This window comes from Streptomyces sp. G-G2 (assembly GCF_030063135.1).
Classification (GTDB): Bacteria; Actinomycetota; Actinomycetes; order Streptomycetales; family Streptomycetaceae; genus Streptomyces.
The window spans coordinates 69,280-93,474 of the sequence record NZ_JASISO010000007.1 but is presented as its reverse complement, the minus strand read 5'-3'; the positions used below and the strand labels follow the sequence as shown (position 1 = coordinate 93,474).

Here is a 24,195-nt window from a genome sequence, read left to right as displayed (position 1 = left end):
GCGCCCGCGTCTGTCTACTGCTGCCCGCACAGGCCGACCAGCTTCTGCTCCTCGGGAGTCAGGCTGGGACCGGGCGCGGGCGTCTGGCCGTTCTGCCCCTCGGCGCCTCGCCGCGCTTCGTCCTTCTTGCAGGCGGACACCTGCACGGCGAGTTCGTCGATCTTCTTGCGGGCGTTGTCGAGGCTGCCCTCGCTGATGGTGGCCTCGACCAGCTTCCGCTTGTAGGAAGGCAGGTATTTCAGCTCGATGTCGGGCTGGTCCGTCTCGACCGAGGACAGCTTGATCCACGCGAGATCCTGGCTGATGCCCCGGTAGAGCGCGACGTGCTCGCCCTTGACGCCCACGTAGTACTGCGTCTGCGTCCAGCGGTGCGCCGCGTACAGCCCGCCGCCGAGCACGCCGAGCGCGAGGATCAGGGTGAGGGAGCGGGTGGTCCACTTGCGCCCTTTGCTGCGGCGCCTGCGCGGGTGGTCGTACGTGTCCTCGTAGGCGGAGTCCCCGTCGTACCCGTCGGCTTCGCCGAAGCCGCCGTATCCGCCCGCGGCGGACTTGCCGCCGTACCCGGCGTCGGGCGCGGCGCCGTAGCCCGGGGCCTCGCCGCTGCCGGGGGGACCGAAGGAGCCGGGCGGCGGGGAGCCCTGCCGCCCCAGCCCCGAGGCGCGGCCCGCCGGGGTCTGCATGGCGTTGCCGCCGTCGAAGAGCTGGTGCTGGTTCTCGGCGACCGCGCCCACGACCACCGGGGTGTCGTTGATCTGCGCGGCGAGGGTGTCACCGCTGTCGGTGTCGAGGACGTCCGCGACGATGCAGGTGATGTTGTCCGGGCCGCCGCCGCGCAGGGCGAGCTGGATCAGCGCCTGCACGGTCTCGTGGGGGCCGTGGTAGTCGGCGAGGGTCTCTTCCAGGGTCTGGTGGGAGACCACGCCGGAGAGGCCGTCGGAACAGATCAGGTAGCGGTCGCCCGCCCTGACCTCGCGGATCGAGAGGTCGGGCTCCACGTGCTCACCGCTGCCCAGGGCTCTCATGAGGAGCGAGCGCTGCGGGTGGGTGGTGGCTTCCTCCTCGGTGATCCGGCCCTCGTCCACCAGCCGCTGCACCCAGGTGTGGTCCTGGGTGATCTGGGTGAGGAGATCGTCGCGCAGCAAGTACGCGCGGGAGTCGCCGACGTGGACCAGACCGAGCCGCTGGCCGGTCCAGAGCAGGGCGGTGAGCGTGGTGCCCATGCCCTCCAGCTGGGGGTCCTCCTCGACCATCACGCGCAACTGGTCGTTGGCCCGCTGCACCGAGGTGGCCAGCGAGGTGAGGATGTCGGAGCCCGGGACGTCGTCGTCGAGCTGGACCAGGGTGGAGATCACCTCGGAACTCGCGACCTCGCCCGCGGCCTGGCCGCCCATGCCGTCGGCGATGGCGAGGAGACGGGGACCGGCGTAGCCGGAATCCTCGTTGCCCTCGCGGATCATGCCTTTGTGCGATCCGGCGGCGAACCGCAGGGACAGACTCATGCGCACCTGCCCAGTCGACGAAGGCTCCGGGTACAACCGGTCTCGAGCCACACTGCCCACCCTCCGGTCGGGAGCGCGCGCGGGTCCGTCCCCCAAGGGGGACGCACCGCCGCGGCTCGCTCGCTCCGCTCGCTCATTCTCGTACTACTTCCGCAGCTCGATGACGGTCTTGCCGATGCGGATCGGGGCGCCCGGAGGAATGGGCGTCGGAGTGGTCAGCCGGGTCCGGTCGAGATACGTGCCGTTGGTGGACCCGAGATCCTCGACGATCCACTGGCCGTCACGGTCGGGATAGATCCTGGCATGGCGGCTGGACGCGTAGTCGTCGTCCAGCACGATCGTGGAATCGTGCGCCCGGCCCAGCGTGATGGTCTGGCCCTGGAGGGCGACCGTGGTGCCCGTGAGGGTGCCCTCGGACACGACCAGCTTGGTCGGGGCGCCGCGGCGCTGGCGCTGCTGCGGTGGCGCGGCCTGTCGGCCGCCCGACTGCTGCTGCTGCTGTTGCTGCGGCGCGCGGTTGTCGCCGCCGCGGCGAGAGCCGCGCTGCGTCACTCTCGTTCCGAAGAGGTCGCTGCGGATGACCTGGACGGCCACGATGACGAACAGCCACAGAACGGCCAGGAAACCCAACCGCATGACCGTAAGGGTCAGCTCTGACATTGCCCCCGCTTCACCCTTCGGCTTGCCTGTAAATGATGGTCGTATTGCCCACGACGATCCGCGAGCCGTCGCGGAGCGTAGCGCGGGTGGTGTGCTGCCCGTCCACCACGATGCCGTTGGTGGACCCGAGATCCTGGATCGAGGGAGGCGTTCCGGTCCGGATCTCACAGTGCCGGCGCGAGACGCCGGGGTCGTCGATCCGCACGTCGGCTTCGGTGCTTCGGCCGAGTACGAGCGTGGAGCGCGAGATCTGGTGGCGGGTGCCGTTGATCTCGATCCAGCAGCGCGTGGCGCCGCCGGTGCCCGGCTGGGGAGCGGGGCCCGTGGGAGCCGGGCGCCGCTGGGGGTCGCCCGGCGGGTTGTGGGGCATGGGCGGGGCGGCGACCGGGGGGTACCCGTAGCCGCCGGGTCCGGGGCGCTGGCCCTGCCCGTTGCCCTGCGCCTGGCCCTGGTCGGGCTGCGCCTGGGAGGTGCTGGAGGCGAGGGTGCGACTGCGGACCCGGTACAGACCGGTGTCGAGGTCGTCCGCCTTCTCCAGGTTGACCTTGATCGAGCCCATGAAGCTGTAGCGCTGCTGCTTCGCGTAGTCCCGGACCAGGCCGGCCAGCTCGTCGCCGAGCTGGCCGGAGTAGGGGCTGAGGCGCTCGTAGTCGCCCGCGCTCAGCTCCACGATGAAATCGTTGGGGACGACGGTCCGCTCGCGGTTCCAGATCGTCGCGTTGTTGTCGCACTCGCGCTGAAGCGCGCCCGCGATCTCGACGGGCTGGACCTCGGACTTGAAGACCTTGGCGAAGGTGCCGTTCACCAGACCTTCGAGTCGCTGCTCGAACCGCTTCATGACTCCCATGGGGCACCTCCTCCGTCGTTGTCGCCCTGTACTGCTTACTGATCGTATCCACGCGTGGCGGATTCGGCTGGTTCCCCTCCGGCCCTGTGCCGAAGAGTGTTGGTCCTCACAAGGGATGGTAGGGGCGCCCCTGACACAGTGTCCCGCACCCGGAGCGATGTCCGGGAGTGGCTGGCGGGTCCATGCCGGATGCCCGGGGAAAGCGATGTGAATCCACCCCCTCCGACGTGCTAATGTTCCGATGTCGCCAGGGGAACGGCCCGCAAGGGAAGAGCCACTGGTAGCCGCTCGGGCGAGTGGCGGAACGGCAGACGCGCTGGCTTCAGGTGCCAGTGTCCTTCGGGACGTGGGGGTTCAAATCCCCCCTCGCCCACATGTGAGAAGCCCCGCAGATCAATGATCTGCGGGGCTTCTCTTTTTTTGTTGTGTTCCTACAGTGAACCGGGCTGCGGGCTGTCCGGCTTCCGTCGGCGGAGCACGACGGAAGAGGGGCGGGAGCACGACGAAAGAGGGGCGGGAGCACGACGAAAGAGGGGCCGGGACGCGACGAAAGAGAGCGGCCGACGGGCCGGGGCGGTCCCTAGGGTCGGAACGTGAATGCGAAGGCGTGGGTGCGTGGCGGCCTGGACTGGCTGAGGGGGCCCGAGCCGTGGACCCGGCGGATGGTCGCGGGCGATCTGGCGCTCGTGGCCGTGCTGGTGATGCTCGGTCTGGGGGTCGAGGAGCTGGACAACGGCTCCACCCCGCGGATGGCGGCCGGCGCGGTGACCGTACTGGCGCTCGTCCTGCTGCGACGGCGGCTGCCGGTGGTCACCCTGGTCGTGGGCTCGGCGCTGAGCGCCTACCTGCCCGGGGCGTTCCTCGTGGGGATCCTGCTCGGCTGGTCCGCGGGGCGCCGGATCAGCGGCGTCGTGCGGGCGTTCGGCGCCTTCACCCTGGCCCTCCTCGCCTCGATCGCGCTCAGCGTGGCCAAGGAGCTGCCGCAGGGGCGTCCGGTGCTGGTCGTCGTCTTCGCCACCCTGATCTTCCTCGCGACGACCGTCATGCCGGGTCTCGCCAGCCGCTACTGGTCCCAGCGCCGTACGCTGCTGCGCGCCCTCCAGGAGCGCAACGCGCAGCTCATGCGGGAGCGGGCGATGGTCGCCGGACAGGCGCGGCTGCGGGAGCGGCAGCGGATCGCCCAGGACATGCACGACAGCCTGGGTCACCAACTGGCCCTGATCTCGGTGCACACGGGGGCACTGGAGGTCGATCCGGCGTTGACCGAGCGCCAGCGCGAGGCGGTGGGGGTGCTGCGGCAGGCCTCGGTCTCGGCCATGCACGAGCTGCGCGAGGTGGTCGGGATCCTGCGGGACGGGGTCGAGGCCCCGGCGGCCGTGGAGGAGTCGGCGGGGCCCGCGCCCACGCACCGGACGTGGTGCTGCTGGACATCCAGATGCCGGTCCTGGACGGGCTGAGCGCGCTCGCGGAGCTGGCGCGGGCGACGCCCTCGGTACGGGCGCTGGTCCTGACCACGTTCGGGGAGAAGGAGAACGTCCTGCGGGCGCTGTCCCACGGCAGCGCGGGCTTCCTGCTCAAGGACTCCGCTCCGGCCGAGCTGATCGGGGCGGTCCGGGCGGCCGCGGCGGGGGACGCCTACCTGTCGCCCGCGGCGACCCGGCACGTGGTGGACCAGCTGGCTTCGGGGCAGGCGGCGGGGCGCGGTGCGGAGGCGCGGCGCCGGGTCGCGGAGCTGAGCGACCGGGAGCGCGGGGTGCTGGCGCTGCTGGGCGAGGGGCTGCCGAACGCGGACGCGGGGCGGCGGCTGCACATGAGCGAGGCGACGGTGAAGACCTACGTCAGCCGGATCCTGGCCAAGCTGGAGTGCGACAACCGGGTACAGGCGGCGCTGCTCGCGCGGGACGCCGGGCTGTGACGTACCCCTTGGCCGCCCTTCCCCGGATCTGTCCGGATCGGTACGGTCGTCCGCAGACGTGCAAGTGATCTAGCGGGGGCGGCACACATGGCGGCGGTACCGGTGCGGGGTGCGGCGAAGGCCGGGACGACGACGCGGGCTGGAGCGACGACGCGGGCTGGAGCGACGACGCGGGCTGGAGCGAAGGCGCAGGCTGGAGCGAAGGCGCAGGCTGGAGCGAAGGCGGGGCCGGCGGCCGGGGCCGGGGAGCGGACCGCGGTGAAGGCCGGGGCCGCGGGCGGCCGGATACCCGAGGTCGCCGGATTCGTCCAGCGGGCGGCAGGGCCGGGGAAGGGCTCGCCCAGGGGCGAGGGCAAGGCGCTGCGGGAGCGGGTGCCGCGCGCCGCGCACGCCCACTTCGAGGCGGCGGCCGGGCGGCCGGACGCGGTGCGCGCGGTGGAGGAGTCCAACGTCGGTCGGGTGGCGGAGCTGACGCCGATCCGGGTGGGCCGGATGGCTGCCAACCCGTTCGCGTTCCTGCGCGGGGCCGCCGGGCTGATGGCCCACGACCTGTCCGCGACCCCGGTGACCGGGGTGGGCGCGCAGATCTGCGGGGACGCCCACGCGGCCAACTTCGGTCTGTACGGGGACGCGCGCGGGCGGCTGGTCATCGACCTCAACGACTTCGACGAGACGGTCTTCGGGCCCTGGGAGTGGGACCTCAAGCGGCTGGCGACCTCGCTGGTGCTGGCCGGGCGGGTGGCGGGCGCCGACGAGGACACCTGCCGCGCGGCCGCGCTGGACACGGTCGGCGCCTACCGGCGCACCATGCGGCTGCTGGCCAAGCTGCCCGCGCTGGACGCCTGGAACGCCATCGCGGACGAGGAGCTGGTCTCGCACACCGACGCCCGGGATCTGCTGGGCACCCTGGAGCGGGTGTCGGAGAAGGCCCGCAACAACACCAGCGCGCGCTTCGCCGCCAAGTCGACGGAGGCGGCGCCCGACGGCAGCCGCCGCTTCGTGGACGCGCTGCCGGTGCTCCGCCGGGTCGGGGACGGGGAGGCGGCGGCCGTGGCGGCCTCGCTGGGCCCGTACCTGGAAACCCTCCAGGGGGACCGGCTGCCACTGCTGGCCCGGTACGCGATCCATGATGTGGCCTTCCGGGTGGTGGGCACCGGCAGCGTGGGCACGCGGTCGTACGTGGTGCTGCTGCTGGACCACCGGGGCGAGCCGCTGGTGCTCCAGGTAAAGGAGGCGCGGCCCTCGGCGCTGCTGCCGCACCTGCCCGCGCTGGGCTTCGCCGCCCCGCCCGAGGAGCACGAGGGCCGCCGGGTGGTGGCCGGGCAGAAGCGCATGCAGGTCGTTTCGGACATTCTGCTCGGCTGGACCACGGTCGAGGGCAGGCCGTTCCAGGTGCGGCAGTTCCGTAACCGCAAGGGCAGTGTGGACCCGGCCGCGCTCGCCGTGGACCAGATCGACGACTACGGGCGGATGACCGGCGCGCTGCTGGCGCGGGCGCACGCGCACAGCGCCGATCCGCGGGTGCTGGCCGGCTACTGCGGGAAGAACGACGAGCTGGACGAGGCGATCGCCACGTTCGCCGTGGCCTACGCCGACCGCAGCGAGGCCGATCACGCGCATCTGGTGGCGGCGGTGCGGTCCGGGCGGGTTCCGGCCGAGTCGGGCGTCTGAGACCAGGGGGCGGGGGAGCGGGATGTTTCACGTGAAACACGGTCTTCGGCCGGGCCGTAGGGTGGCCGGGTGAACGAGCAGACTGCCAAAGACCCCTCGGCCCCCCAGGACGACCGACCCGAGGCGCGGCTGGAGCGGGCCGTGCGGGCCGCCGAGCAGGCGCTGATCGAGTTCGAGATCGCGGTGGAGACCTTCCGGGTGGAGGTCGAGAACTTCTCCCGGCTGCACCACCAGAAGCTCGGCCCGATGTATTCGCGGCTCGATGAACTCGACGCGCTGATCGCGGAGGCCACGGCGGCCCGGACGGGGGACCCGGAGGACCTGCGCAAGGCGCGCGACGCGCGGGCGCTCGTCATGCCGATGCCCGGGGTGGACGAGCTGTTCCACGACTGGCTGGACTCGGACGGCATGTCCGACGACGCCGCGGCGATGCTCACCGACCAGCCCGTGCGGCCGCCGGAGCGGGTCCGCCCGTCCGAGGAGGTCCGCCGCCTGTACCGCGAGCTGGTCCGCCAGGCGCACCCCGACCTCGCGCAGGACGACAAGGAGCGGACCCGGCGGGACGAGTTCATCTCCCGGGTGAACGCCGCGTACGGGCGGGGCGACGAGCCGCTGCTGCGCGAGCTGGCCGAGGAGTGGGCGGCGGGCCCCGCGCCGCAGGAGGCCCGGCCGTCGGAGAGCGAGGAGCTGTACGCCCGCCTGGAGTGGCTCTCGCGGCGCAAGGAGCTGCTGGCCGTGGTGGCCCGGGAGCTGGAGGACAGCGCGATCGGGTCGATGCTGCGGATGGCGCCGGAGGACCCGGACCGGCTGCTCGACGAGATCGCCGACCAGCTGCTCGCCCAGGTCTCCGAGCGCGAGGCGGAACTGGCCGCGCTCGCCGAGTAGCCGGGGAGCCGGGGAGTCGAGTGGCCGGGGAGCCGGGGAGTCGGGGAGTTCGGATAGGTTCTGAGCACCCCTGTTACGAGAGAAGGCGACAGCTATGAACTTCGGACCGCTTCCCTCGGTGGACGCCACCGCGGTGCCCTCCGAAGGCTTTGTCCTCGACGTCCGTGAGGACGACGAATGGGCGGCCGGTCATGTCGAGGGTGCGCTGCACATCCCGATGAGCGACTTCGTGGCGCGCTTCGGCGAGCTGACCGAGGCGATGGACTCGATCGAGGGCGCCCCGCGCGTGCACGTGATGTGCCGGGTCGGCGGGCGCTCCGCGCAGGTCACCCAGTACCTGGTGCGGCAGGAGGTCGACGCCGTCAACATCGACGGCGGGATGCAGGCCTGGGACGCCGCCGGGCGCCCGATGGTGACGGACAACGGGAACCCGGCCTTCGTGCTCTAGTGCCGCGGCACGAGGCCGTCCCTTCCGGATCTTTCCTGGCCCGCGGCGCCCGTTTCTCGCGGATCGTGTCGAGACCTGTTCGCGGCTCCGCGGTCAGGCGAGGGGGTGGGCGGCCAGCAGGTCGCCCAGGAACTCCTCGTGGGCCGCGGCCGGGCCGAGCTGGAGCTCCAGCTGCTTGGCCCAGGCGTGGTAGCGGTGCAGCGGGTAGTCGGTGTCGGCGCCGAAGCCGCCGTGCAGGTGCTGGGCGGTCTGCACCACCCGGCGTACTCCTTCGGAGGCCCAGATCTTGGCCACCGCCACGTCCCCGGAGACGGGCAGCGGGCCGCCCGCGCCGTCGGCCGCCCGGTCCAGCCGCCAGGCTGCCTGCCAGAGGGTGACCTCCATGGCGCGCAGGTCGATGTAGCGGTCGGCGGCCTGGACCGCGACCGCCTGGAAGGTGGCGACGGGGAAGCCGAACTGCTCGCGCTTGCTCGTGTACTGGCTGGTCATGGTCAGGACGCTCTCGCCGAGCCCGAGGGCCAGGGCGCAGGTGCCGGTCGCCAGTAGTTGGCGCAGCCGCTCCCAGGCGCCGGGCGCGTCGATCAAGTGGCCGGCGGGGACCCGTACGCCGTCCAGGGTCAGCTCCGCCATCTTCTCCCCGCTGGTGGAGAACTGGTCGCCGAGGGCGAGGCCGTCCGCCGTGGGCGGGACCAGCGCGAGGACCGCGTCCCCTTCGCCGGTGTGCGCGGGGACGGCGATCCAGTCGGCGCTGTGCGCCCACGGCACCGCCGTCTGTACGCCGTCCAGGGTCCAGGTGGCGCTGTCGCCGTCCAGCCGGGCCGTGACGGACAGTTCGGCCGGGTCGTGGCCCGAGCGGCCGTGGGCGGCGACGGTCAGCACGGTCTCGCCCCGGGCGGCGGCGGGCAGCAGGGCGGCCAGTGCCGGGCCGCCGTAGGCCTGGACGGCCATGGCGGTGGCGCAGTGCTCCAGCAGCGGGACCCGGGCCAGCACCCTGGCCGCCTCGCGCAGGACGAGGCACAGGGCGATGGTGTCGAGGCCCGCTCCGCCGTGCGCCGGGTCCAGGACCAGGCCGGTCAGGTCGGAGGCGGCCAGCTTGGCCCAGAGCGGGCGGTCGAACTCCTCGGCCACGGCCCCCGGCGTGAGCGCGGGGCTTCGCACGCTGTCGGGGGCGACGTCCGCGAAGACGGCCTTCGCCGCCTCGACCGCGGCCTGCTGCTCCTCGGTGAAGGTGAAGTCCACTGCCTGTCCTCCCGCGTGCACCGGATGTGTATCTGTCTGACGGTGCGTCAAGATAGAACACGTTCCTGTAAATGCACAGACCGGAGAGGGACAGACCGGAGAGGCACGGACGGGACAGGCACAGGCGGGAGAGGCACCGCCCGCACAAGCACGGCCCGGAGGAGCGCGGCCCGTGGAGGCCACAGGCCCGCCGGGTCAGCGGTCGAAGTCGATCTCCACTTCGTCCGTCACCGGGTGGGACTGGCAGGCCAGCACGAATCCGGCGTCGGTCTCCTCTTCCTCCAGCGCGAAGTTCCGGTCCATCCGGACCTCGCCGGTGACCAGGAACGCGCGGCAGGTGCCGCACACCCCGCCCTTGCAGGCGTACGGCGCGTCCGCGCGGTTGCGGAGCACCGCGTCCAGCAGGGACTCCCCGTCCCGCACCGGCCAGGTGCCGGAGCGGCCGTCGAGCCGGGCGGTGACCCGGCTGCTCGGTCCGGACCCGGCCCGAGCGGCGGAAGCGGTGGCGGAAGCCGTGGCGGCAGCGGTGGCGGACGGCGCGGTCGCGGCGTCCTCGACGTGGAAGACCTCCTCGTGGGTCCGGGTCCGCGGGACCTCCAGCGCGCGCAGCGCCCGTCCGGCGCCCTGCACCAGCCCGTAGGGCCCGCACAGGAACCAGCCCGCCACCTCGGCGACCGGCAGCAGCGCGGGGAGCAGCGCCGTCAGCCGTTCCTCGTCGAGCCGGCCGGACGGCAGCCCGGCCTCCTGCTCCTCCCGGGACAGGACGGTGACCAGCTGGAACCGCTCGGGATAGCGGTCCTTGAGGTCGGCGACCTCCTCCAGGAACATCGTCGAGGCCGCCGTACGGTCGCTGCGCACCAGGCAGAACCGGGCATCGGGGCGCGCGGCGAGCAGGGTCGCGGCGATCGACAGCACCGGGGTGATCCCGCTGCCGCCGACGACGGCCGCGTAGTGCGCGGCGTCCGGGGCGGCGGCGGGGTCGAGCACGAACCGGCCGGCCGGGACCATCACCTCCAGCACGTCACCGGCGGCGATCTCCTTGTGCGCGAAGGTGGAGAACTCGCCGCCCTCGACCAGCCGTACCCCGACCCGCAGCCATTCGGGCCCGGGGCCGTCGGAGGCAGGGGCGGGGGAGCAGATCGAATACGTGCGCCGGACCTCGGTGCCGGTGGCGGAGCCGCGGCGCAGCGTGAGGTGCTGGCCGGGGGCGTGCCGGTACTCCTCGCGCAGCTCCGGCGGCACCCGCAGGGTGAGCGCGACCGAGTCGTCGGTGAGCCTCTCGACCTCCGTCACCGTCAGGGGGTGGAACGCGCCGTGCCGGGCCGCGGTCATCTACAGCTCCTTGAAGTGGTCGAACGGCTCGCGGCACGAGATACAGCGGCGCAGGGCCTTGCACGCGGTGGAGGAGAAACGGCTGAGCAGTTCGGTGTCGGTGGACCCGCACTGCGGGCAGCGCACGGACAGTGCGAGCGGCACCGGTCCGCCCGCCGCGTGCGGCCGGGGCGGGGCGATCCCGAACTCGGCCAGTTTGCGGCGGCCTTCGGCGCTGATGTCGTCGGTGGACCAGGCGGGAGCGAGTACGGTCCGCACGCTGACCTCGGAGATGCCGTGGTCGTGGAGCACCCGCTCGATGTCGGCCGACATGGCCTCGATGGCCGGGCACCCGGTGTACGTGGGGGTCAGGGTGACCTCGGCGCGGCCGTCCTCGTCCATCCTGACCCCGCGCATCACGCCCAGCTCGGCCAGAGTGAGCACGGGCAGTTCGGGGTCGGGGACGGAGCCCGCGAGGGCCGCCAGTTCCTCCTCCAGCCGGGTCATGGTCACCACGAGGCCCCCGGATGGCTGCGGTGCAGGTGCTGCATCTCGGCGAGCATCCGCCCGAACGGCTCGGTGTGCAGGCCCTGGCGTCCGGCTCCGGCGGCCCAGGCCCCGGTGCGCGGCCCCTCGGGCAGCGCGAGGCCCGCCCGGTCCAGGACGTCGCCCAGCGCGGTCAGCCAACGGTCTTCCAGGGCGGTCCAGTCGACCTCTTCGAGGCCGGGCACCGGCTCGAACAGTTCGCCGGTGAACTTCCACAGGGCGTCCAGCGCGGCCCGCGTCCTGAGGGTGCTCTCCTCGGTGCCGTCGCCGAGCCGCAGCGTCCACTGCTCGGCGTGGTCGAGGTGGTAGGCGGTCTCCTTGACGGCCTTGGCCGCGAGCGGCGCGAAGGGTCCGTCCCCGGCGGCCAGTTCGGTGAAGAGCAGCTGCTGGTGGAGGGAGAAGAAGAGCTGGCGGACGATCGTGTGGGCGAAGTCCCCGTTGGGCTGTTCGGCCAGCTGGACGTTGCGGAAGGCGCGCTCCTCCCGCAGGTAGGCCAGCTCGTCCTCGTCCCCGGCCATCGACAGCAGCACCCGGGCCTGGCCGAGCAGGTCGAGCGCGATGTTCGCGAGGGCGACCTCCTCCTCCAGGACGGGCGCGTGTCCGGCCCATTCGCCGAGGCGGTGGGAGAGGAACAGGGCGTCGTCGCCGAGGGCGAGAGCGGCCGCGCGCACCGGGCCGGTGACCGGCGTGCCGGGCATCGGAGCGCTGGTGGTGTCCGCCGGGGCTGTGGCGTCGGTGGTCACAGGTGTCGCACCCCCTCGGGGATCTCGTAGAAGGTGGGGTGGCGGTAGGGCTTGTCCGCGGCGGCGGCGAAGAACGGATCCCGCTCGTCCGGCGAGGACGCGGTGACCGCGGCCGACGGGACCACCCAGATCGAGATGCCCTCGCCCCGCCGGGTGTAGAGGTCGCGGGCATTGCGCAGCGCCATCTCCGCGTCGGGGGCGTGCAGGCTCCCCGCGTGCGTGTGCGAGAGGCCGCGGCGCGAGCGCACGAAGACCTCCCACAGCGGCCAGTCCTGCCTCGAACCGGTGGTCATACCCGTGCCTCCTCGTTCTTCGCGCTGTGCTTCAGCGCGTGCGCCACGGCCGCTTCGCGGACCCAGGCGCCGTCCTCGTGCGCCCGGCGCCGCTGGCTTATGCGCTGTTCGTTGCAGGGCCCGTTGCCCTTGAGCACGTTCCAGAACTCGGCCCAGTCGATGGCGCCGAAGTCGTGGTGGCCGCGCTCCTCGTTCCACTTCAGGTCCGGGTCGGGCAGGGTCAGGCCCAGCGACTCGGCCTGCGGCACGGCGATGTCCACGAACCGCTGGCGCAGCTCGTCATTGGTGTGCCGCTTGATCCGCCAGGCCATCGACTGCGCGGAGTGCGCCGATTCGTCGTCGGGCGGGCCGAACATCATCAGGGAGGGCCACCACCAGCGGTCGACCGCGTCCTGCGCCATGGCGTGCTGGGCCTCGGTGCCCTGCGAGAGGGCGAGCAGCAGCTCGTAGCCCTGGCGCTGGTGGAAGGACTCCTCCTTGCAGATCCGGACCATGGCGCGCGCGTACGGCCCGTACGAGCAGCGGCAGATCGGCACCTGGTTGGTGATCGCCGCGCCGTCCACGAGCCAGCCGATCGCACCGACGTCGGCCCAGGTCAAGGTGGGGTAGTTGAAGATCGACGAGTACTTCTGCTTGCCCGCGTGGAGCTTGTCGAGCAGCTCCTCGCGGCTGGTGCCCAGGGTCTCGGCGGCGCTGTAGAGGTAGAGGCCGTGTCCGGCCTCGTCCTGCACCTTGGCCATGAGGATGGCCTTGCGGCGCAGCGAGGGCGCGCGGGTGATCCAGTTCGCCTCGGGCTGCATGCCGATGATTTCCGAATGGGCGTGCTGGGCCATCTGGCGGACCAGCGAGGCCCGGTACTCGTCGGGCATCCAGTCGCGGGGTTCCACCCGCTCCTCGGCCGCGACGGCCGCCTCGAAGGACGACACGAGCTGCGCCGTCAGGCCTGCGGTACGGGCCACGTCCTGCCCCGTTTCCGGGGTCACTGCCACCATCACGGCCCCCTGCCGATCTCGCCCTGCCGCCCGACCGACCGATCGTTCGGTTCATTCTCTTCAATGGTGAGACGGCGGCCCGTAGGGTGTCAACCTCTGTGGATGGCCGATGATCGGGGCGGGATGGTTTCGAACGAGCACGAAGCCGCGGAAAACCCCGCAGCGCCGCCCTGCGGCCCCCCTCCCCGCGCCCCCGGAATCGCCGGGCTGTCCACCCCGTACCGGGCCCTCGCGGCCCTCGCGCTCGGCGCCGTCGCGGTCACCGCCTGCTGGCACCTGGCGATGGTGTTCCTGCACGTGGCGCCGTCCAACACGGTCAGCAAGCGGCACACGGGCGCGGTGGACTCCTGGATCTATCCCGAGTTCGAACAGAACTGGAAGCTCTTCGCGCCCAACCCGCTCCAGCAGAACATCGCCGTCGAGGCGCGGGCCGAGATCCGCACCGCGGCCGGGCGGCTGACCACCACCGCGTGGCGCGACCTGTCCGCCGAGGACGGCGCGGAGATACGTCACAACCCGCTGCCCAGCCACACCCAGCAGAACGAGCTGCGCCGCGCCTGGGACTTCTTCACCGGCTCGCACGACGACGACAACAAGCCGAGCGGCGACCGGGGCGCGCTCTCCGAGGCCTACCTCCAGCGGATCGCCGTCGGCCGGCTGGCCGCGGACGGGGACCGGATCCTGCGGATCCAGCTGCGCTCGGCGACCACCTCGGTGGCGGCGCCGCCGTGGAGCTCGGAGAAGACCGACACCCAGACCTACTACCGGGAGCTGCCGTGGTGGACCGTGCCGACGACCGCGTGAGCCCCGCGCCCGCGGCCGCCGTACGGGCGGCCCTCGGCCGGTGGCTGGCCAGGATCAGCGGGGAGGCGCTGGGCCCGTACCAGAGCGCCGTGGTCCGGATCGGGTTCTCCGCGACCTGGCTGCTCTTCCTGCTGCGCGAATTCCCGAACCGGCGCGAGCTGTACGGTCCCGACGGGCCCTGGAGCTGGCAGCTGGCCGAGCGGCTGGTCGACTCGAACCACGCCTTCACCGTGCTGATGTGGTCGCACTCGACCCTCTGGTTCGAGAGCGTCTACGCCCTCGCGCTCGGCTCCGCCGCGCTGCTGCTCGTCGGCTGGCGCACCCGGGCGACGTCCGTGCTGTTCATGGTCGGGGTGCTGTCCCTGCAGAACCGCAGCGTCTTCATGGGCGACGGCGGGGACAACGTCATCCACCTGATGGCGATGTACCTGGTGCTCACCCGCTGCGCGCGGGTGTGGTCGCTGGACGCGCGGCGGGCCGCCCGCACCGGATCGGCGGCCACCGGAGCGGCCGGGCCGGTGCTCTGGGCCGTACTGGGCCTGCTCCTGGCGTACGGCGGGCTCACCGGCGGGATCGGCGGCGGCTGGCTCGCCGTCTTCCTGACGCTGTGGGTGGCCCAGGGGCTGTGGTGGACGGCCGACCGGTACGAGCCGGACGGCGAGGGGCGCGCGACCCTGGACGTGATCGCGAACCTGCTGCACAACGCGGGCCTGCTGATCATCATGGTCGAGGTCTGCCTGATCTATGCCACGGCGGGCTGGTACAAGATCCAGGGCTCGCGCTGGCAGGACGGCACCGCCCTGTACTACCCGCTGGGGCTGGACTACTTCTCGCCGTGGCCCGGGCTGTCGGGGCTGCTGGCGGGCAGCGGGACGCTGGTGATGCTGCTGACCTACGGGACCGTGATCGTCCAGGTCGCCTTCCCGTTCACCCTGTTCAACCGGCGGATCAAGAACGTACTGCTGGTCGTGATGATGCTGGAGCACACCGGGATCGCGGTGCTGCTGGGGCTGCCGTTCTTCTCGCTGGCGATGATCGCGGCCGACGCGGTGTTCCTGCCGACGGTGTTCCTGCTGTGGCTGGGCGCGCGGGCCCGCGCCCTGCGGGGACGCGCGGGCGGGCCCCGGGACGCCGCCCGTACCCCCGGGCCGCGGGCACCGGCGCAGGAGTACGCGCCCGCGCCGTAAGGTCGTCCGCATGAGTGGCGAAGAGACGACGACCGGGACGGCGCGGCGCTGGCGGGAGGCCGCCGGGCGGGACGAGCTGGTGCTGCTCGACGGGTTCCACGCGCTCAAGCACGCCCTGCGCTTCGGCGCGGAGGTGGTCCTGGTGGTCGCCGAGGACCGCGCGGCGCTGCTGGCGCTCGCCGCTGAACTGGCCCCGGACGTACGGGCCGCGGTCGACGCCCTCGCGCAGGAGGCACCGCTGCGCGACCTGGTGCCGCGCGTGCACCCCACCGGGGTCGCGGCCCTCGCCGTACGCCCCGGCCGGGACGCCCTGATCGGCGCGCTCGCCCGGACGCCCCGTGACGCCCCCGCGATCGTCCTGGACAACCCCCGCAACCTCGGCAACGTCGGCGCCGTCGTCCGCCTCGCGGCGGGCTTCGGTGCCACCGGGGTGATCACCCGGGGCGACCTGGACCCCTGGCACCCGCACGTGGTCCGGGCGGGCGCCGGGCTGCACTACGCGACCACGGTGGCCCGGCTGGAGCTGGAGGAGCTGCCGCCCGGGCCGCTCTACGCGCTCGACCCGGAAGGTGAGGACATCCGCGCCCTCACCCTCCCGGACGACGCCCTGCTGGCCTTCGGCTCGGAACGCCACGGCATCTCGCCCGAGCTGCGCGCCCGGGCCGATCACCTGGTGTCCCTGCCGATGCGTCCGCAGGTCTCCAGCTACAACCTCGCCACCAGCGTGGCCATGACCCTCTTTCACTGGGGCGGCCCGAAGGCCTGACCAGTGGGCAGCCGCTCAGGCCTGGCGGCGTACCTCCACGACCCGGAAGCGGTTGGCCACGAACGCCCCGTCGCACAGAGCGGCGTTAGCGGCCGGGTTGCCACCCGAACCGTGGAAATCGGAGAAGGCGGAGGTCTGGTTCACGAAGACCCCGCCCGTCAGGTTCAAGGAGAGCTGCGCGGACTCCTCCAGGCAGACCTCCTCGATCGCGCGCTCGGTCTCCGCCGAGGAGGTGTACGCGCCGACCGTCATCGCGCCCTTCTCCCGCACCGTGCGCCGCAGCAGCTCCAGCGCGTCGGCGGTGGAGTCGACGGCCACCGCGAAGGAGACCGGTCCGAAGCACTCGGAGAGGTACGCGGCATCCGGGTCGGCCTTGCCCGCGTCGAGCTTGACCATCACCGGCGTACGGACCACCGCGTCCGGGAACTCCGGGTTGGCCACCTCGCGGGAGGCCAGCGCGACCTCGCCGAGACCGGCAGCCGCCTCCAGCCTGGCCTTCACGTCCGGGTTGACCAGAGCGCCCAGCAGCGCGTTGGCCCGGGCGTCGTCGCCGAGCAGCCCCTCGACCTGGCGCGCCAGATCGGCCACGACCTCGTCGTACGACTTGTGGCCCGCGTCCGTCGCGATGCCGTCGCGCGGGATCAGCAGGTTCTGCGGGGTGGTGCACATCTGCCCGCTGTACAGGGAGAGCGAGAAGGCCAGGTTGGCCAGCATTCCCTTGTAGTTGTCGGTGGAGTCGAGGACGACGGTGTTGACCCCGGCCTTCTCCGTGTACACCTGCGCCTGGCGGGCGTTGGCCTCCAGCCAGTCGCCGAAGGCGGTGGAGCCGGTGTAGTCGATCAGCTTGATCTCGGGCCGCAGCGCGAGGGTCTTGGCGATGCCCTCGCCGGGGTTCTCGACCGCCAGCGCCACCAGGTTGGGGTCGAAGCCCGCCTCGGCGAGCACCTCGCGGGCGACCCGCACGGTCAGCGCGAGCGGCAGCACGGCCCGCGGGTGCGGCTTGACCAGGACGGCGTTGCCGGTGGCGAGGGAGGCGAACAGGCCCGGGTAGCCGTTCCAGGTCGGGAAGGTGTTGCAGCCGATGACCAGCGCGATGCCGCGCGGCACGGCCGTGAACGTCTTGCCCAGCTCCAAGGGGTCCTTCTTGCCCTGCGGCTTGGACCAGTGCGCCCGGCCCGGGACCCGGGTCTGCTCCTCGTACGCGTAGGCCACCGCCTCCAGGCCGCGGTCCTGCGCGTGCGGGCCGCCCGCCTGGAACGCCATCATGAAGGCCTGGCCGCTGGTGTGCATGACCGCGTGCGCGAACTCGTGGGTGCGCGCGCCGATCCGGGCCAGGATCTCGATGCAGACCACCGCCCTGGTCTCGGGTCCCGCGTCCCGCCACGCGCCCATGCCCGCCTTCATGGCCGGGAGCAGCACGTCGGGGTCGACGTGCGGGTACTCGACGCCCAGCTCGGGGCCGTACGGCGAGACCTCGGCCCCCGCCCAGCCGTCGGTGCCGGGCTGCCCCAGGTCGAACCGGGTGCCGCGGACCGCCTCGAAGGCGGCGAGGCCCTCGGCCGGGGCGTTCTCGCCGTACGCCTTGGGGTGCTCGGGGTGCGGGGACCAGTAGGCACGGCTACGGATGGCCGCCAGAGCCTGGTCGAGGGTGGGCCGGTGCTTCTCTGACAGGGTTTTGACGGTGGGCTCGGCGGCCATCTGGGACCAACTCCTCGTTGAGCCGGGCGGGATCGTGCGTGCGATCAGGCAAGCGGTCAGGCAGGCGGACCAGGCAGGCAGATCAGGCAAGGGAGGGCGGGAAAGAGCAGACTGGAGTTAGAGTAACCGAACGATCGGTCGGGACAAGAGGGCCCGGCAGACCTGTGGATAAGTCGGTGCGGGAGGATCGGGTCATGACAGCAATCGAGCGCTCCCGCACCGTGGCGGTCGTCGGGGCGGGCACCATGGGCCAGGGCATTGCCCAGGTCGCCCTTCTCGCAGGTCACCGGGTGCTGATCCACGACATCGACGAAACGGCGGCCCGCGCCGGCCGCGACGCCGTGCGGGACCGGGTCGAGCGGATGGCCGCCAAGGGGCGGCTGGATCGAGCCGAGGCGGACTCCGCGATCGGCCGGATCGACGCGTCCGGGGACCTCGCCGGGCTCGCCGCCGCGGCGCTGGTGATCGAGGCCGTGGTCGAGGACGCGGGCGTCAAGCGCGCGCTCTTCGCCTCCCTGGAGGAGGTGGTGGCGCCGGATACCCTGCTGGCCACCAACACCTCCTCGCTGTCCGTCACCGAACTCGCGGCGGGCCTCGCCCACCCCGGCCGCTTCCTGGGCCTGCACTTCTTCAACCCGGCCCCGCTGCTTCCGCTGGTCGAGGTGGTCAGCGGCTTCGCGACCGACCCCGGCGCCGCCGAGCGCGCGTACGAGACCGTCCTGGGTTGGGGGAAGACCCCGGTCCGCTGCGCGGACACCCCCGGCTTCATCGTCAACCGGATCGCCCGGCCCTTCTACGCCGAGGCCTTCGCGGTGTACGAGGAGCGCGGCGCCGACCCCGCGACGATCGACGCCGTACTGCGCGAGAGCGGCGGCTTCAGGATGGGCCCCTTCGAACTGACCGACCTGATCGGCCAGGACGTCAACGAGGCCGTCACCCGCTCGGTGTGGGAGTCCTTCTTCCGCAGCTCCAAGTTCACGCCCTCGCTGGCCCAGCGCCGACTCGTCCAGTCGGGCAGGCTCGGCCGCAAAACGGGGCAGGGCTGGTTCCCGTACGCCCCGGAGGCGGTCCGCGCCGAGCCGCACACCGCCGGTCCCGGGGCGAGCCCCGACAAGGTGAGCGTGGTGGGCGACCTCGGACCCGCCGCCGTACTGGTCGAGCTGCTGGAGGAGGCCGGGATCGCGGTCACCACCGCCGAGACCGGCGGCCCGTACATCCAGCTGCCCGGCGAGGGCCAGCTGGTCCTGGCCGACGGCAAGACCTCGGTCGAGTTCGCGGACGTCGTCTACTTCGACCTCGCACTCGACTACCGCGGGGCCACCCGGATCGCGCTCTCCGCCAGCGAGGACACCTCCGAGCAGACCCTCGCCGAGGCCGTCGGGCTCTTCCAGAAGCTCGGCAAGAAGGTCTCCGTCATCGGTGACGTACCCGGCATGATCGTCGCCCGTACCGTCGCGATGCTCATCGACCTCACCGCCGACGCGGTCGCCCGCGGCGCGGCCACCGCCGAGGACATCGACACCGCGATGCGCCTGGGCGTCAACTACCCCCTCGGGCCGTCCGAATGGCACGAGAAGCTCGGCCAGGACTGGGCCTACGACCTCCTGCACCACCTCGACGAGCGCTGCCCCGGCGGCCGGTACGCGCCCTCCCTCGCCCTGTACCGGCTGGGCTACGCCACCGAAGGGGAGGACGGGGCATGACCACCGCCAGGCGCGACACGTACACCCCGGAGACCCTGCTGACGGTCGCCGTGCAGGTCTTCAACGAGCGCGGTTACGACGGCACCTCGATGGAGCACCTCTCCAAGGCCGCCGGTATCTCCAAGTCCTCCATCTACCACCACGTCGCGGGGAAGGAAGAGCTGCTCCGGCGGGCCGTCAGCCGCGCCCTCGACGGGCTGTTCGCGGTCCTGGCGGAGCCGGGCGCGGTGCGCGGGCGGGCGGTGGACCGGGTCGAGTACGTCACCCGGCGCACGGTGGAGGTGCTGGTCGGGGAACTGCCCTACGTCACGCTGCTGCTGCGCGTGCGCGGCAACACCCTGACCGAGCGGTGGGCGCTGGAGCGCCGCCGCGAATTCGACCACAGGGTCGCGGACCTGCTGAAGGCCGCCGCGGCCGACGGCGACCTGCGCTCCGACGTCGACACCCGGCTCGCCACCCGGCTGCTGTTCGGCATGGTGAACTCGCTGGTCGAGTGGTACCGGCCGCACTCCGGCGGGGACCGCGACCAGCTCGCGGACGCGGTCGTCCGGATGGCCTTCGGCGGCCTGCGCACCGACCGCTAGGCCGTCTCTTCAGGTTCTTGCCGGTTCGTGACCTGCCCTGCCCTGACCCGACCTGACCCGGCCTGACCTGACCGCGCCCGCGCCGCCGGGAGCCGCACCGTGCCGGTCGGGGCGCGCGCCCGCCAGCCGCTCAGTCCTCGGGCGGCAGCGCCGGGGCGTCCGCGTCCCGGGCCAGCAGGTCCGTCTCCTCGAACACCAGCAGGGTGTGGGTCGAGAGCACCTCCGGGATGGCCTGGAGGCGGGTCAGGACCAGCTCGCGCAGGGTGCGGTTGTCGGGCGTGTGCACCAGCAGGAGTACGTCGAAATCCCCGCTGACCAGCGCGATGTGCGCGGCCCCCGGCAGCTCGCGGAGCTGCTCGCGGACGGTCCGCCAGGAGTTCTGGACGATCTTGAGCGTGATGTAGGCGGATGCGCCCTGGCCCGCGCGCTCGTGGTTCACGCGCGCGGTGAAGCCGCGGATGACCCCGTCGTCGATCAGCCGGTTGATCCGCGCGTAGGCGTTCGCGCGGGACACGTGCACCTGCTCGGCCACCGACCGTATCGACGCCCGGCCGTCCGATTGGAGCAACCGCAGGATCGAACGGTCGATGGGGTCCAGCGAACGGGGCGGCGCCGCGGGCGGCACGGAGCCCCCCGGTGCGGCCGGTGCGGAACCCGCTCCGGCCATTTGTTCATCCGGCATTGCCCGATGCCTCCCTCTCCTGGACGTCCTGCACCCATCCCAGGGCCCCGGCGCCACTTTGTCCACAGCCTGAAGGTGCCTGTAGCCAAAATGCGCGGCAAACCGAACAATCGGTAGGTGAAGCGCCTCACACCCGGGGCCCTCCCTGCCCGCTTCCCACGAGGAGGTGTACGCCGCCATGACGGTCCAAGAGCTGCCCGGTGCCGGTGCGTCCTACCGTCCGACCCCGCCGCCCGCCTGGAGGCCCCGTACGGATGCCGCCCCGCTGCTCCCGGACCCCGAGCCGTACCGGGTGCTGGGCACCCCGGCGGCGGAGAAGCTGGACCCGGAGCTGATGCGCCGCTGCTACACCGAGCTGGTGCGCGGACGCCGCTACAACGCCCAGGCCACCGCGCTGACCCGGCAGGGACGGCTCGCGGTGTACCCGTCCACCGTGGGCCAGGAGGCCTGCGAGATCGCGGCCGCGCTGGTCCTGGAGGACCGTGACTGGCTCTTCCCCAGCTACCGCGACACCCTGGCGGCGGTGGCCCGCGGGCTGGACCCCGTCCAGGCGCTGACCCTGCTGCGCGGCGACTGGCACACCGGTTACGACCCGCGCGAGCACCGGATAGCCCCCCTGAGCACCCCGCTCGCCACCCAGCTGCCGCACGCGGTCGGCCTGGCCCACGCGGCGCGGCTGAGCGGCGACGACGTGGTGGCACTGGCCATGGTCGGCGACGGCGGCACCAGCGAGGGCGACTTCCACGAGGCGCTGAACTTCGCGGCCGTGTGGCGGGCGCCGGTGGTCTTCCTCGTCCAGAACAACGGCTTCGCGATCTCCGTCCCGCTGGCCAAGCAGACCGCCGCCCCGACGCTGGCCCACAAGGCCGTGGGGTACGGCATGCCGGGCCGGCTGGTCGACGGCAATGACATCGCCGCGGTGCACGAGGTGCTGGCCGAGGCGGTCGGCAGGGCGCGTGCGGGCGGTGGTCCGACGCTGATCGAGGCCGTCACCTACCGGATCGACGCGCACACCAACGCCGACGACGCGACCCGCTACCGGGTCGACGCCGAGGTGGAGGCCTGGAAGGCGCACGACCCGGTGGAGCTGCTGGAGCGCGAGCTGACCGCCCGCGGGCTGCTGGACGCCGAGGGCATCCAGCAGGCCAAGGACGCGGCCGAGGTGATGGCGGCGGCCCTGCGCGAGGGAATGAACGCGGACCCGGTCCTCGACCCGATGGACCTGTTCGCGCACGTGTACGCGGAGCAGACGGACCGGCTGCGGGAGCAGGCGGAAATGCTGCGCGCAGAGCTGGAAGCGGGGGCCGAGGGATGACGACGGTGGCGGCGAAGCCGGTGACGAAGGCGGCGGCGAAGCCCGCGACCATGGCGCAGGCCCTGGGCCGGGCGCTGCGCGACGCGATGGCCGAGGACCCGACCGTGCACGTCATGGGCGAGGACGTCGGCACCCTGGGCGGGGTCTTCCGGATCACGGACGGGCTGGCGAAGGAGTTCGGCGAGGACCGCTGTACGGACACCCCGCTCGCGGAGGCCGGGATCCTGGGCGCCGCGGTGGGCATGGCGATGTACGGGCTGCGGCCGGTGGTCGAGATGCAGTTCGACGCCTTCGCGTACCCGGCGTTCGAGCAGTTGATCTCGCACGTGGCCAAGATGCGCAACCGCACGCGGGGCGCGATGCCGATGCCGATCACCATCCGGGTGCCGTACGGCGGCGGGATCGGCGGGGTCGAGCACCACAGCGACTCCTCCGAGGCCTACTACCTGGCCACCCCGGGGCTGCACGTGGTCACCCCGGCGACCGTGGAGGACGCGTACGGGCTGATGCGGGCGGCGATCGCCAGCGACGACCCGGTGGTCTTCCTGGAGCCCAAGCGGCTGTACTGGTCCAAGGCCGACTGGTCGCCGGAGGCGCCCGCGGTGGTTCCGGGCATCGGCAAGGCCCTGGTCCGGCGGGCGGGCACGAGCGCGACCCTGATCACCTACGGGCCCTCGCTGCCGGTGTGCCTGGAGGCGGCCGAGGCGGCCCGCGAGGAGGGCTGGGACCTGGAGGTCGTGGACCTGCGGTCGCTGGTGCCCTTCGACGAGGAGACGGTGGCGGCGTCGGTCCGCCGGACCGGGCGCGCGGTGGTGGTCCACGAGGCGAACGGCTTCGGCGGTCCCGGCGCGGAGATCGCGGCCCGGATCATGGAACGCTGCTTCCACCATCTGGAGGCGCCGGTGCTGCGGGTGACGGGATTCGACATCCCCTATCCGCCGCCGATGCTGGAGAAGCACCATCTGCCCGGGGTGGACCGGATCCTGGACACCGTGGCCCGCCTCCAGTGGGAGAACTGATGCCGCAGGTGATGGAGTTCAAGCTGCCCGACCTCGGTGAGGGACTGACCGAGGCGGAGATCGTGCGCTGGCTGGTCGCGGTGGGCGACGTGGTCGCCATCGACCAGCCGGTGGTCGAGGTCGAGACGGCCAAGGCGATGGTCGAGGTGCCGTGCCCGTACGGCGGTGTGGTCACCGCGCGGTTCGGCGAAGAGGGCACCGAACTGCCCGTCGGCGCGCCGCTGATCACGGTGGCGGTCGGCTCGGGCGCCGCGGCGGAGCCCGGCGCGGAGCCGGTGGCGGAGGGCTCCGAGACCGCTTCCGGCTCGGGCAACGTGCTGGTCGGCTACGGCACGGACCACTCGCGGCCGGCCCGCCGACGGCGGATCCGCCCGGCCTCGTCGCCGGTGACGGCCCCGGCCCCGGTGGTTCCGGTGTCCCCCCTCGTGCCGGTGTCCCCTGTCGTCCGGGTGTCCGTCCCGGTCTCCGGAAGTCCCGCCGCTTCCACCGCGCCGGGCGGTCCGGTCGCGGTGATCTCCCCGCTGGTGCGGAAGCTGGCCCGGGACCACGGGGTCGACCTGCGCGCCCTGCGCGGATCGGGCCCCGAGGGGCTGATCCTGCGGGCGGACGTGGAGGCGGCGCTGCGCGAGCCGGAGCCGTCGGTGTCGGTGTCGCCGGACGTACCGGCCGGTCCGGTGGCCCTCGTCACGGCCGAGCGGATCCCGCTCAAGGGCCTGCGGGGGGTGGTCGCCGAGAAGCTCTCGCGCAGCCGCCGGGAGATCCCGGACGCCACCTGCTGGGTGGACGCGGACGCCACCGAACTGATGGCGGCCCGGGCCGCGATGAACGCCCCGGGCGGACCGAAGATCTCCGTACTGGCGCTGCTGGCCCGGATCTGCACCGCCGCGCTCGCCCGCTACCCGGAGCTGAACTCCCGGGTGGACCTGGAGGCGAACGAGATCGTCCGGCTGACCGCCGTGCACCTGGGCTTCGCGGCCCAGACGGAGCGGGGGTTGATGGTCCCCGTGGTCAAGGACGCGCAGGCGATGAACGCGGAGGCACTGTCGGGGGAGTTCGGGCGGCTGACCGAGCTGGCCCGGACCGGGAAGCTGGCCCCCTCCGACCTCACCGGCGGCACCTTCACGCTCAACAACTACGGCGTGTTCGGGGTGGACGGCTCGACGCCGATCATCAACCACCCGGAGGCGGCCATGCTCGGAGTGGGCCGCATCATTCCGAAGCCGTGGGTGCACGAGGGCGAACTGGCGGTGCGCAAGGTCGTACAGCTCTCGCTCACCTTCGACCACCGGGTCTGTGACGGCGGTACGGCGGGCGGGTTCCTGCGCTATGTCGCCGACTGCGTGGAGTCGCCGTCGGTCCTGCTGCGGTCTTTGTAGAGGAAGGTGACG

23 protein-coding genes, 1 tRNA gene and 1 pseudogene are annotated in these 24,195 nt (G+C 72.6%); 14 read left to right on the top strand and 11 right to left on the bottom strand.

The window, feature by feature from the left end; all coding sequences use genetic code 11:
- Positions 1–14: 14 nt before the first annotated feature.
- The 3 genes from QMF80_RS08025 to QMF80_RS08015 all read right to left on the bottom strand — a co-directional run bounded on the left by QMF80_RS08025 (position 15) and on the right by QMF80_RS08015 (position 3,006).
- Positions 15–1,499, bottom strand: coding sequence for a PP2C family protein-serine/threonine phosphatase (locus QMF80_RS08025; RefSeq protein ID WP_283450960.1), 1,485 nt, complete (start codon positions 1,497–1,499; stop codon positions 15–17).
- 144 nt (positions 1,500–1,643) lie between these two features.
- Positions 1,644–2,159 carry an FHA domain-containing protein FhaB/FipA gene (locus tag QMF80_RS08020; protein WP_283450958.1) on the bottom strand — a complete coding sequence of 172 codons (516 nt, stop codon included), beginning with the start codon at positions 2,157–2,159 and terminating at the stop codon, positions 1,644–1,646.
- Between the two features lie 10 nt (positions 2,160–2,169).
- Positions 2,170–3,006 carry an FHA domain-containing protein gene (locus QMF80_RS08015; RefSeq protein WP_283450955.1) on the bottom strand — a complete coding sequence of 279 codons (837 nt, stop codon included), beginning with the start codon at positions 3,004–3,006 and terminating at the stop codon, positions 2,170–2,172.
- A gap of 290 nt (positions 3,007–3,296) precedes the next feature.
- On the opposite strand from QMF80_RS08015, the gene QMF80_RS08010 reads away from it, so the two are divergent.
- The 6 genes and pseudogenes from QMF80_RS08010 (at position 3,297) to QMF80_RS07985 (ending at position 7,925) form a co-directional block, all read left to right on the top strand.
- Positions 3,297–3,379 (top strand) — tRNA-Leu (locus QMF80_RS08010).
- 289 nt (positions 3,380–3,668) lie between these two features.
- Positions 3,669–4,463: a sensor histidine kinase gene (locus QMF80_RS38020; protein WP_349372194.1), complete on the top strand. Its 795-nt coding sequence runs from the start codon at positions 3,669–3,671 to the stop codon at positions 4,461–4,463.
- Positions 4,379–4,921, top strand: a pseudogene (locus QMF80_RS08000) (LuxR C-terminal-related transcriptional regulator); the annotation flags it as partial. The gene QMF80_RS38020 and the pseudogene QMF80_RS08000, both read left to right, overlap by 85 nt.
- An 87-nt stretch (positions 4,922–5,008) precedes the next feature.
- Positions 5,009–6,592 (top strand): DUF2252 domain-containing protein, encoded by a 1,584-nt coding sequence (locus QMF80_RS07995; RefSeq protein ID WP_283450953.1) that lies wholly within the window; start codon positions 5,009–5,011, stop codon positions 6,590–6,592.
- Positions 6,593–6,661: 69 nt separating this feature from the next.
- Complete coding sequence (locus tag QMF80_RS07990; RefSeq protein WP_283450950.1) at positions 6,662–7,477, top strand: J domain-containing protein; 816 nt, start codon at positions 6,662–6,664, stop codon at positions 7,475–7,477.
- Positions 7,478–7,571: 94 nt separating this feature from the next.
- Positions 7,572–7,925, top strand: coding sequence for a rhodanese-like domain-containing protein (locus QMF80_RS07985; RefSeq protein ID WP_283450948.1), 354 nt, complete (start codon positions 7,572–7,574; stop codon positions 7,923–7,925).
- Positions 7,926–8,018: 93 nt separating this feature from the next.
- On the opposite strand, the gene QMF80_RS07980 is transcribed toward QMF80_RS07985, so the two are convergent.
- The 6 genes from QMF80_RS07980 to paaA form a co-directional block, all read right to left on the bottom strand.
- Positions 8,019–9,164 carry an acyl-CoA dehydrogenase family protein gene (locus tag QMF80_RS07980; RefSeq protein ID WP_283450946.1) on the bottom strand — a complete coding sequence of 382 codons (1,146 nt, stop codon included), beginning with the start codon at positions 9,162–9,164 and terminating at the stop codon, positions 8,019–8,021.
- 195 nt (positions 9,165–9,359) lie between these two features.
- Complete coding sequence (locus QMF80_RS07975; protein WP_283450944.1) at positions 9,360–10,496, bottom strand: 2Fe-2S iron-sulfur cluster-binding protein; 1,137 nt, start codon at positions 10,494–10,496, stop codon at positions 9,360–9,362.
- Positions 10,497–10,991: a 1,2-phenylacetyl-CoA epoxidase subunit PaaD gene (paaD, locus tag QMF80_RS07970; RefSeq protein ID WP_283450942.1), complete on the bottom strand. Its 495-nt coding sequence runs from the start codon at positions 10,989–10,991 to the stop codon at positions 10,497–10,499.
- Positions 10,985–11,719: a 1,2-phenylacetyl-CoA epoxidase subunit PaaC gene (paaC, locus tag QMF80_RS07965; protein WP_349372193.1), complete on the bottom strand. Its 735-nt coding sequence runs from the start codon at positions 11,717–11,719 to the stop codon at positions 10,985–10,987. The genes paaD and paaC overlap by 7 nt, the downstream gene beginning before the upstream one ends.
- Before the next feature lie 41 nt (positions 11,720–11,760).
- Positions 11,761–12,057, bottom strand: a complete 297-nt coding sequence (paaB, locus tag QMF80_RS07960; RefSeq protein WP_283450938.1) for a 1,2-phenylacetyl-CoA epoxidase subunit PaaB — start codon at positions 12,055–12,057, stop codon at positions 11,761–11,763.
- Positions 12,054–13,049, bottom strand: coding sequence for a 1,2-phenylacetyl-CoA epoxidase subunit PaaA (gene paaA, locus QMF80_RS07955; protein ID WP_283450937.1), 996 nt, complete (start codon positions 13,047–13,049; stop codon positions 12,054–12,056). Before paaA ends, paaB begins: the two co-directional genes overlap by 4 nt.
- 102 nt (positions 13,050–13,151) lie before the next feature.
- Between paaA and QMF80_RS07950 the strand changes: the two genes are divergently transcribed.
- From QMF80_RS07950 to QMF80_RS07940, 3 genes are read left to right on the top strand one after another with little or no spacing between them, the layout of a single operon-like run.
- Positions 13,152–13,853, top strand: a complete 702-nt coding sequence (locus QMF80_RS07950; RefSeq protein WP_349372191.1) for a DUF5819 family protein — start codon at positions 13,152–13,154, stop codon at positions 13,851–13,853.
- Complete coding sequence (locus QMF80_RS07945) at positions 13,829–15,040, top strand: HTTM domain-containing protein (protein ID WP_283450933.1); 1,212 nt, start codon at positions 13,829–13,831, stop codon at positions 15,038–15,040. Before QMF80_RS07950 ends, QMF80_RS07945 begins: the two co-directional genes overlap by 25 nt.
- A gap of 10 nt (positions 15,041–15,050) precedes the next feature.
- Entirely contained in the window at positions 15,051–15,806 is a 756-nt protein-coding gene (locus QMF80_RS07940; protein ID WP_283450931.1) for a TrmH family RNA methyltransferase, read from the top strand.
- Positions 15,807–15,821: 15 nt separating this feature from the next.
- Here the strand turns inward: QMF80_RS07940 and paaN are convergent, their stop codons facing one another.
- A complete protein-coding gene (gene paaN, locus QMF80_RS07935) occupies positions 15,822–17,504 on the bottom strand; it encodes a phenylacetic acid degradation protein PaaN (RefSeq protein WP_283450929.1) in 1,683 nt (560 codons plus the stop codon).
- 194 nt (positions 17,505–17,698) lie between these two features.
- Here paaN and QMF80_RS07930 point away from each other — a divergent pair, with 194 nt between their 5' ends.
- Together QMF80_RS07930 and QMF80_RS07925 are read left to right on the top strand one after the other, a co-directional pair.
- A complete protein-coding gene (locus tag QMF80_RS07930) occupies positions 17,699–19,207 on the top strand; it encodes a 3-hydroxyacyl-CoA dehydrogenase (protein WP_283450928.1) in 1,509 nt (502 codons plus the stop codon).
- The gene (locus tag QMF80_RS07925; protein WP_283450927.1) at positions 19,204–19,791 is read left to right on the top strand and encodes a TetR/AcrR family transcriptional regulator; all 588 of its coding nucleotides are present in this window, start codon (positions 19,204–19,206) and stop codon (positions 19,789–19,791) included. The genes QMF80_RS07930 and QMF80_RS07925 overlap by 4 nt, the downstream gene beginning before the upstream one ends.
- Positions 19,792–19,921: 130 nt before the next feature.
- Here QMF80_RS07925 and QMF80_RS07920 read toward each other — a convergent pair whose 3' ends face one another.
- The gene (locus tag QMF80_RS07920; RefSeq protein WP_502962799.1) at positions 19,922–20,473 is read right to left on the bottom strand and encodes an Lrp/AsnC family transcriptional regulator; all 552 of its coding nucleotides are present in this window, start codon (positions 20,471–20,473) and stop codon (positions 19,922–19,924) included.
- A gap of 178 nt (positions 20,474–20,651) precedes the next feature.
- Between QMF80_RS07920 and pdhA the strand changes: the two genes are divergently transcribed.
- Genes pdhA through QMF80_RS07905 form a run of 3 tightly spaced genes read left to right on the top strand, consistent with a single transcriptional unit; the run spans position 20,652 to position 24,183 of the window.
- On the top strand, positions 20,652–21,788 hold the full coding sequence (pdhA, locus tag QMF80_RS07915) for a pyruvate dehydrogenase (acetyl-transferring) E1 component subunit alpha (protein ID WP_283450926.1): 1,137 nt from the start codon (positions 20,652–20,654) through the stop codon (positions 21,786–21,788).
- Positions 21,785–22,807, top strand: a complete 1,023-nt coding sequence (locus tag QMF80_RS07910; protein WP_283450925.1) for an alpha-ketoacid dehydrogenase subunit beta — start codon at positions 21,785–21,787, stop codon at positions 22,805–22,807. The genes pdhA and QMF80_RS07910 overlap by 4 nt, the downstream gene beginning before the upstream one ends.
- Positions 22,807–24,183 (top strand): dihydrolipoamide acetyltransferase family protein, encoded by a 1,377-nt coding sequence (locus QMF80_RS07905; RefSeq protein ID WP_283450922.1) that lies wholly within the window; start codon positions 22,807–22,809, stop codon positions 24,181–24,183. Before QMF80_RS07910 ends, QMF80_RS07905 begins: the two co-directional genes overlap by 1 nt.
- Positions 24,184–24,195: the final 12 nt, after the last annotated feature.

Coding starts and splice junctions, on each gene's coding strand:
- QMF80_RS08025 (WP_283450960.1), bottom strand. CDS start 1,499: ATGAGTCTGTCCCTGCGGTTCGCCGCCGGATCGCACAAAGGCATGATC.
- QMF80_RS08020 (WP_283450958.1), bottom strand. CDS start 2,159: ATGTCAGAGCTGACCCTTACGGTCATGCGGTTGGGTTTCCTGGCCGTT.
- QMF80_RS08015 (WP_283450955.1), bottom strand. CDS start 3,006: ATGGGAGTCATGAAGCGGTTCGAGCAGCGACTCGAAGGTCTGGTGAAC.
- QMF80_RS38020 (WP_349372194.1), top strand. CDS start 3,669: ATGGTCGCGGGCGATCTGGCGCTCGTGGCCGTGCTGGTGATGCTCGGT.
- QMF80_RS07995 (WP_283450953.1), top strand. CDS start 5,009: ATGGCGGCGGTACCGGTGCGGGGTGCGGCGAAGGCCGGGACGACGACG.
- QMF80_RS07985 (WP_283450948.1), top strand. CDS start 7,572: ATGAACTTCGGACCGCTTCCCTCGGTGGACGCCACCGCGGTGCCCTCC.
- QMF80_RS07975 (WP_283450944.1), bottom strand. CDS start 10,496: ATGACCGCGGCCCGGCACGGCGCGTTCCACCCCCTGACGGTGACGGAG.
- paaC (WP_349372193.1), bottom strand. CDS start 11,719: ATGCCCGGCACGCCGGTCACCGGCCCGGTGCGCGCGGCCGCTCTCGCC.
- paaB (WP_283450938.1), bottom strand. CDS start 12,057: ATGACCACCGGTTCGAGGCAGGACTGGCCGCTGTGGGAGGTCTTCGTG.
- paaA (WP_283450937.1), bottom strand. CDS start 13,049: ATGGTGGCAGTGACCCCGGAAACGGGGCAGGACGTGGCCCGTACCGCA.
- QMF80_RS07950 (WP_349372191.1), top strand. CDS start 13,152: ATGGCCGATGATCGGGGCGGGATGGTTTCGAACGAGCACGAAGCCGCG.
- QMF80_RS07940 (WP_283450931.1), top strand. CDS start 15,051: ATGAGTGGCGAAGAGACGACGACCGGGACGGCGCGGCGCTGGCGGGAG.
- paaN (WP_283450929.1), bottom strand. CDS start 17,504: ATGGCCGCCGAGCCCACCGTCAAAACCCTGTCAGAGAAGCACCGGCCC.
- QMF80_RS07930 (WP_283450928.1), top strand. CDS start 17,699: ATGACAGCAATCGAGCGCTCCCGCACCGTGGCGGTCGTCGGGGCGGGC.
- QMF80_RS07925 (WP_283450927.1), top strand. CDS start 19,204: ATGACCACCGCCAGGCGCGACACGTACACCCCGGAGACCCTGCTGACG.
- QMF80_RS07920 (WP_502962799.1), bottom strand. CDS start 20,473: ATGCCGGATGAACAAATGGCCGGAGCGGGTTCCGCACCGGCCGCACCG.
- pdhA (WP_283450926.1), top strand. CDS start 20,652: ATGACGGTCCAAGAGCTGCCCGGTGCCGGTGCGTCCTACCGTCCGACC.
- QMF80_RS07910 (WP_283450925.1), top strand. CDS start 21,785: ATGACGACGGTGGCGGCGAAGCCGGTGACGAAGGCGGCGGCGAAGCCC.
- QMF80_RS07905 (WP_283450922.1), top strand. CDS start 22,807: ATGCCGCAGGTGATGGAGTTCAAGCTGCCCGACCTCGGTGAGGGACTG.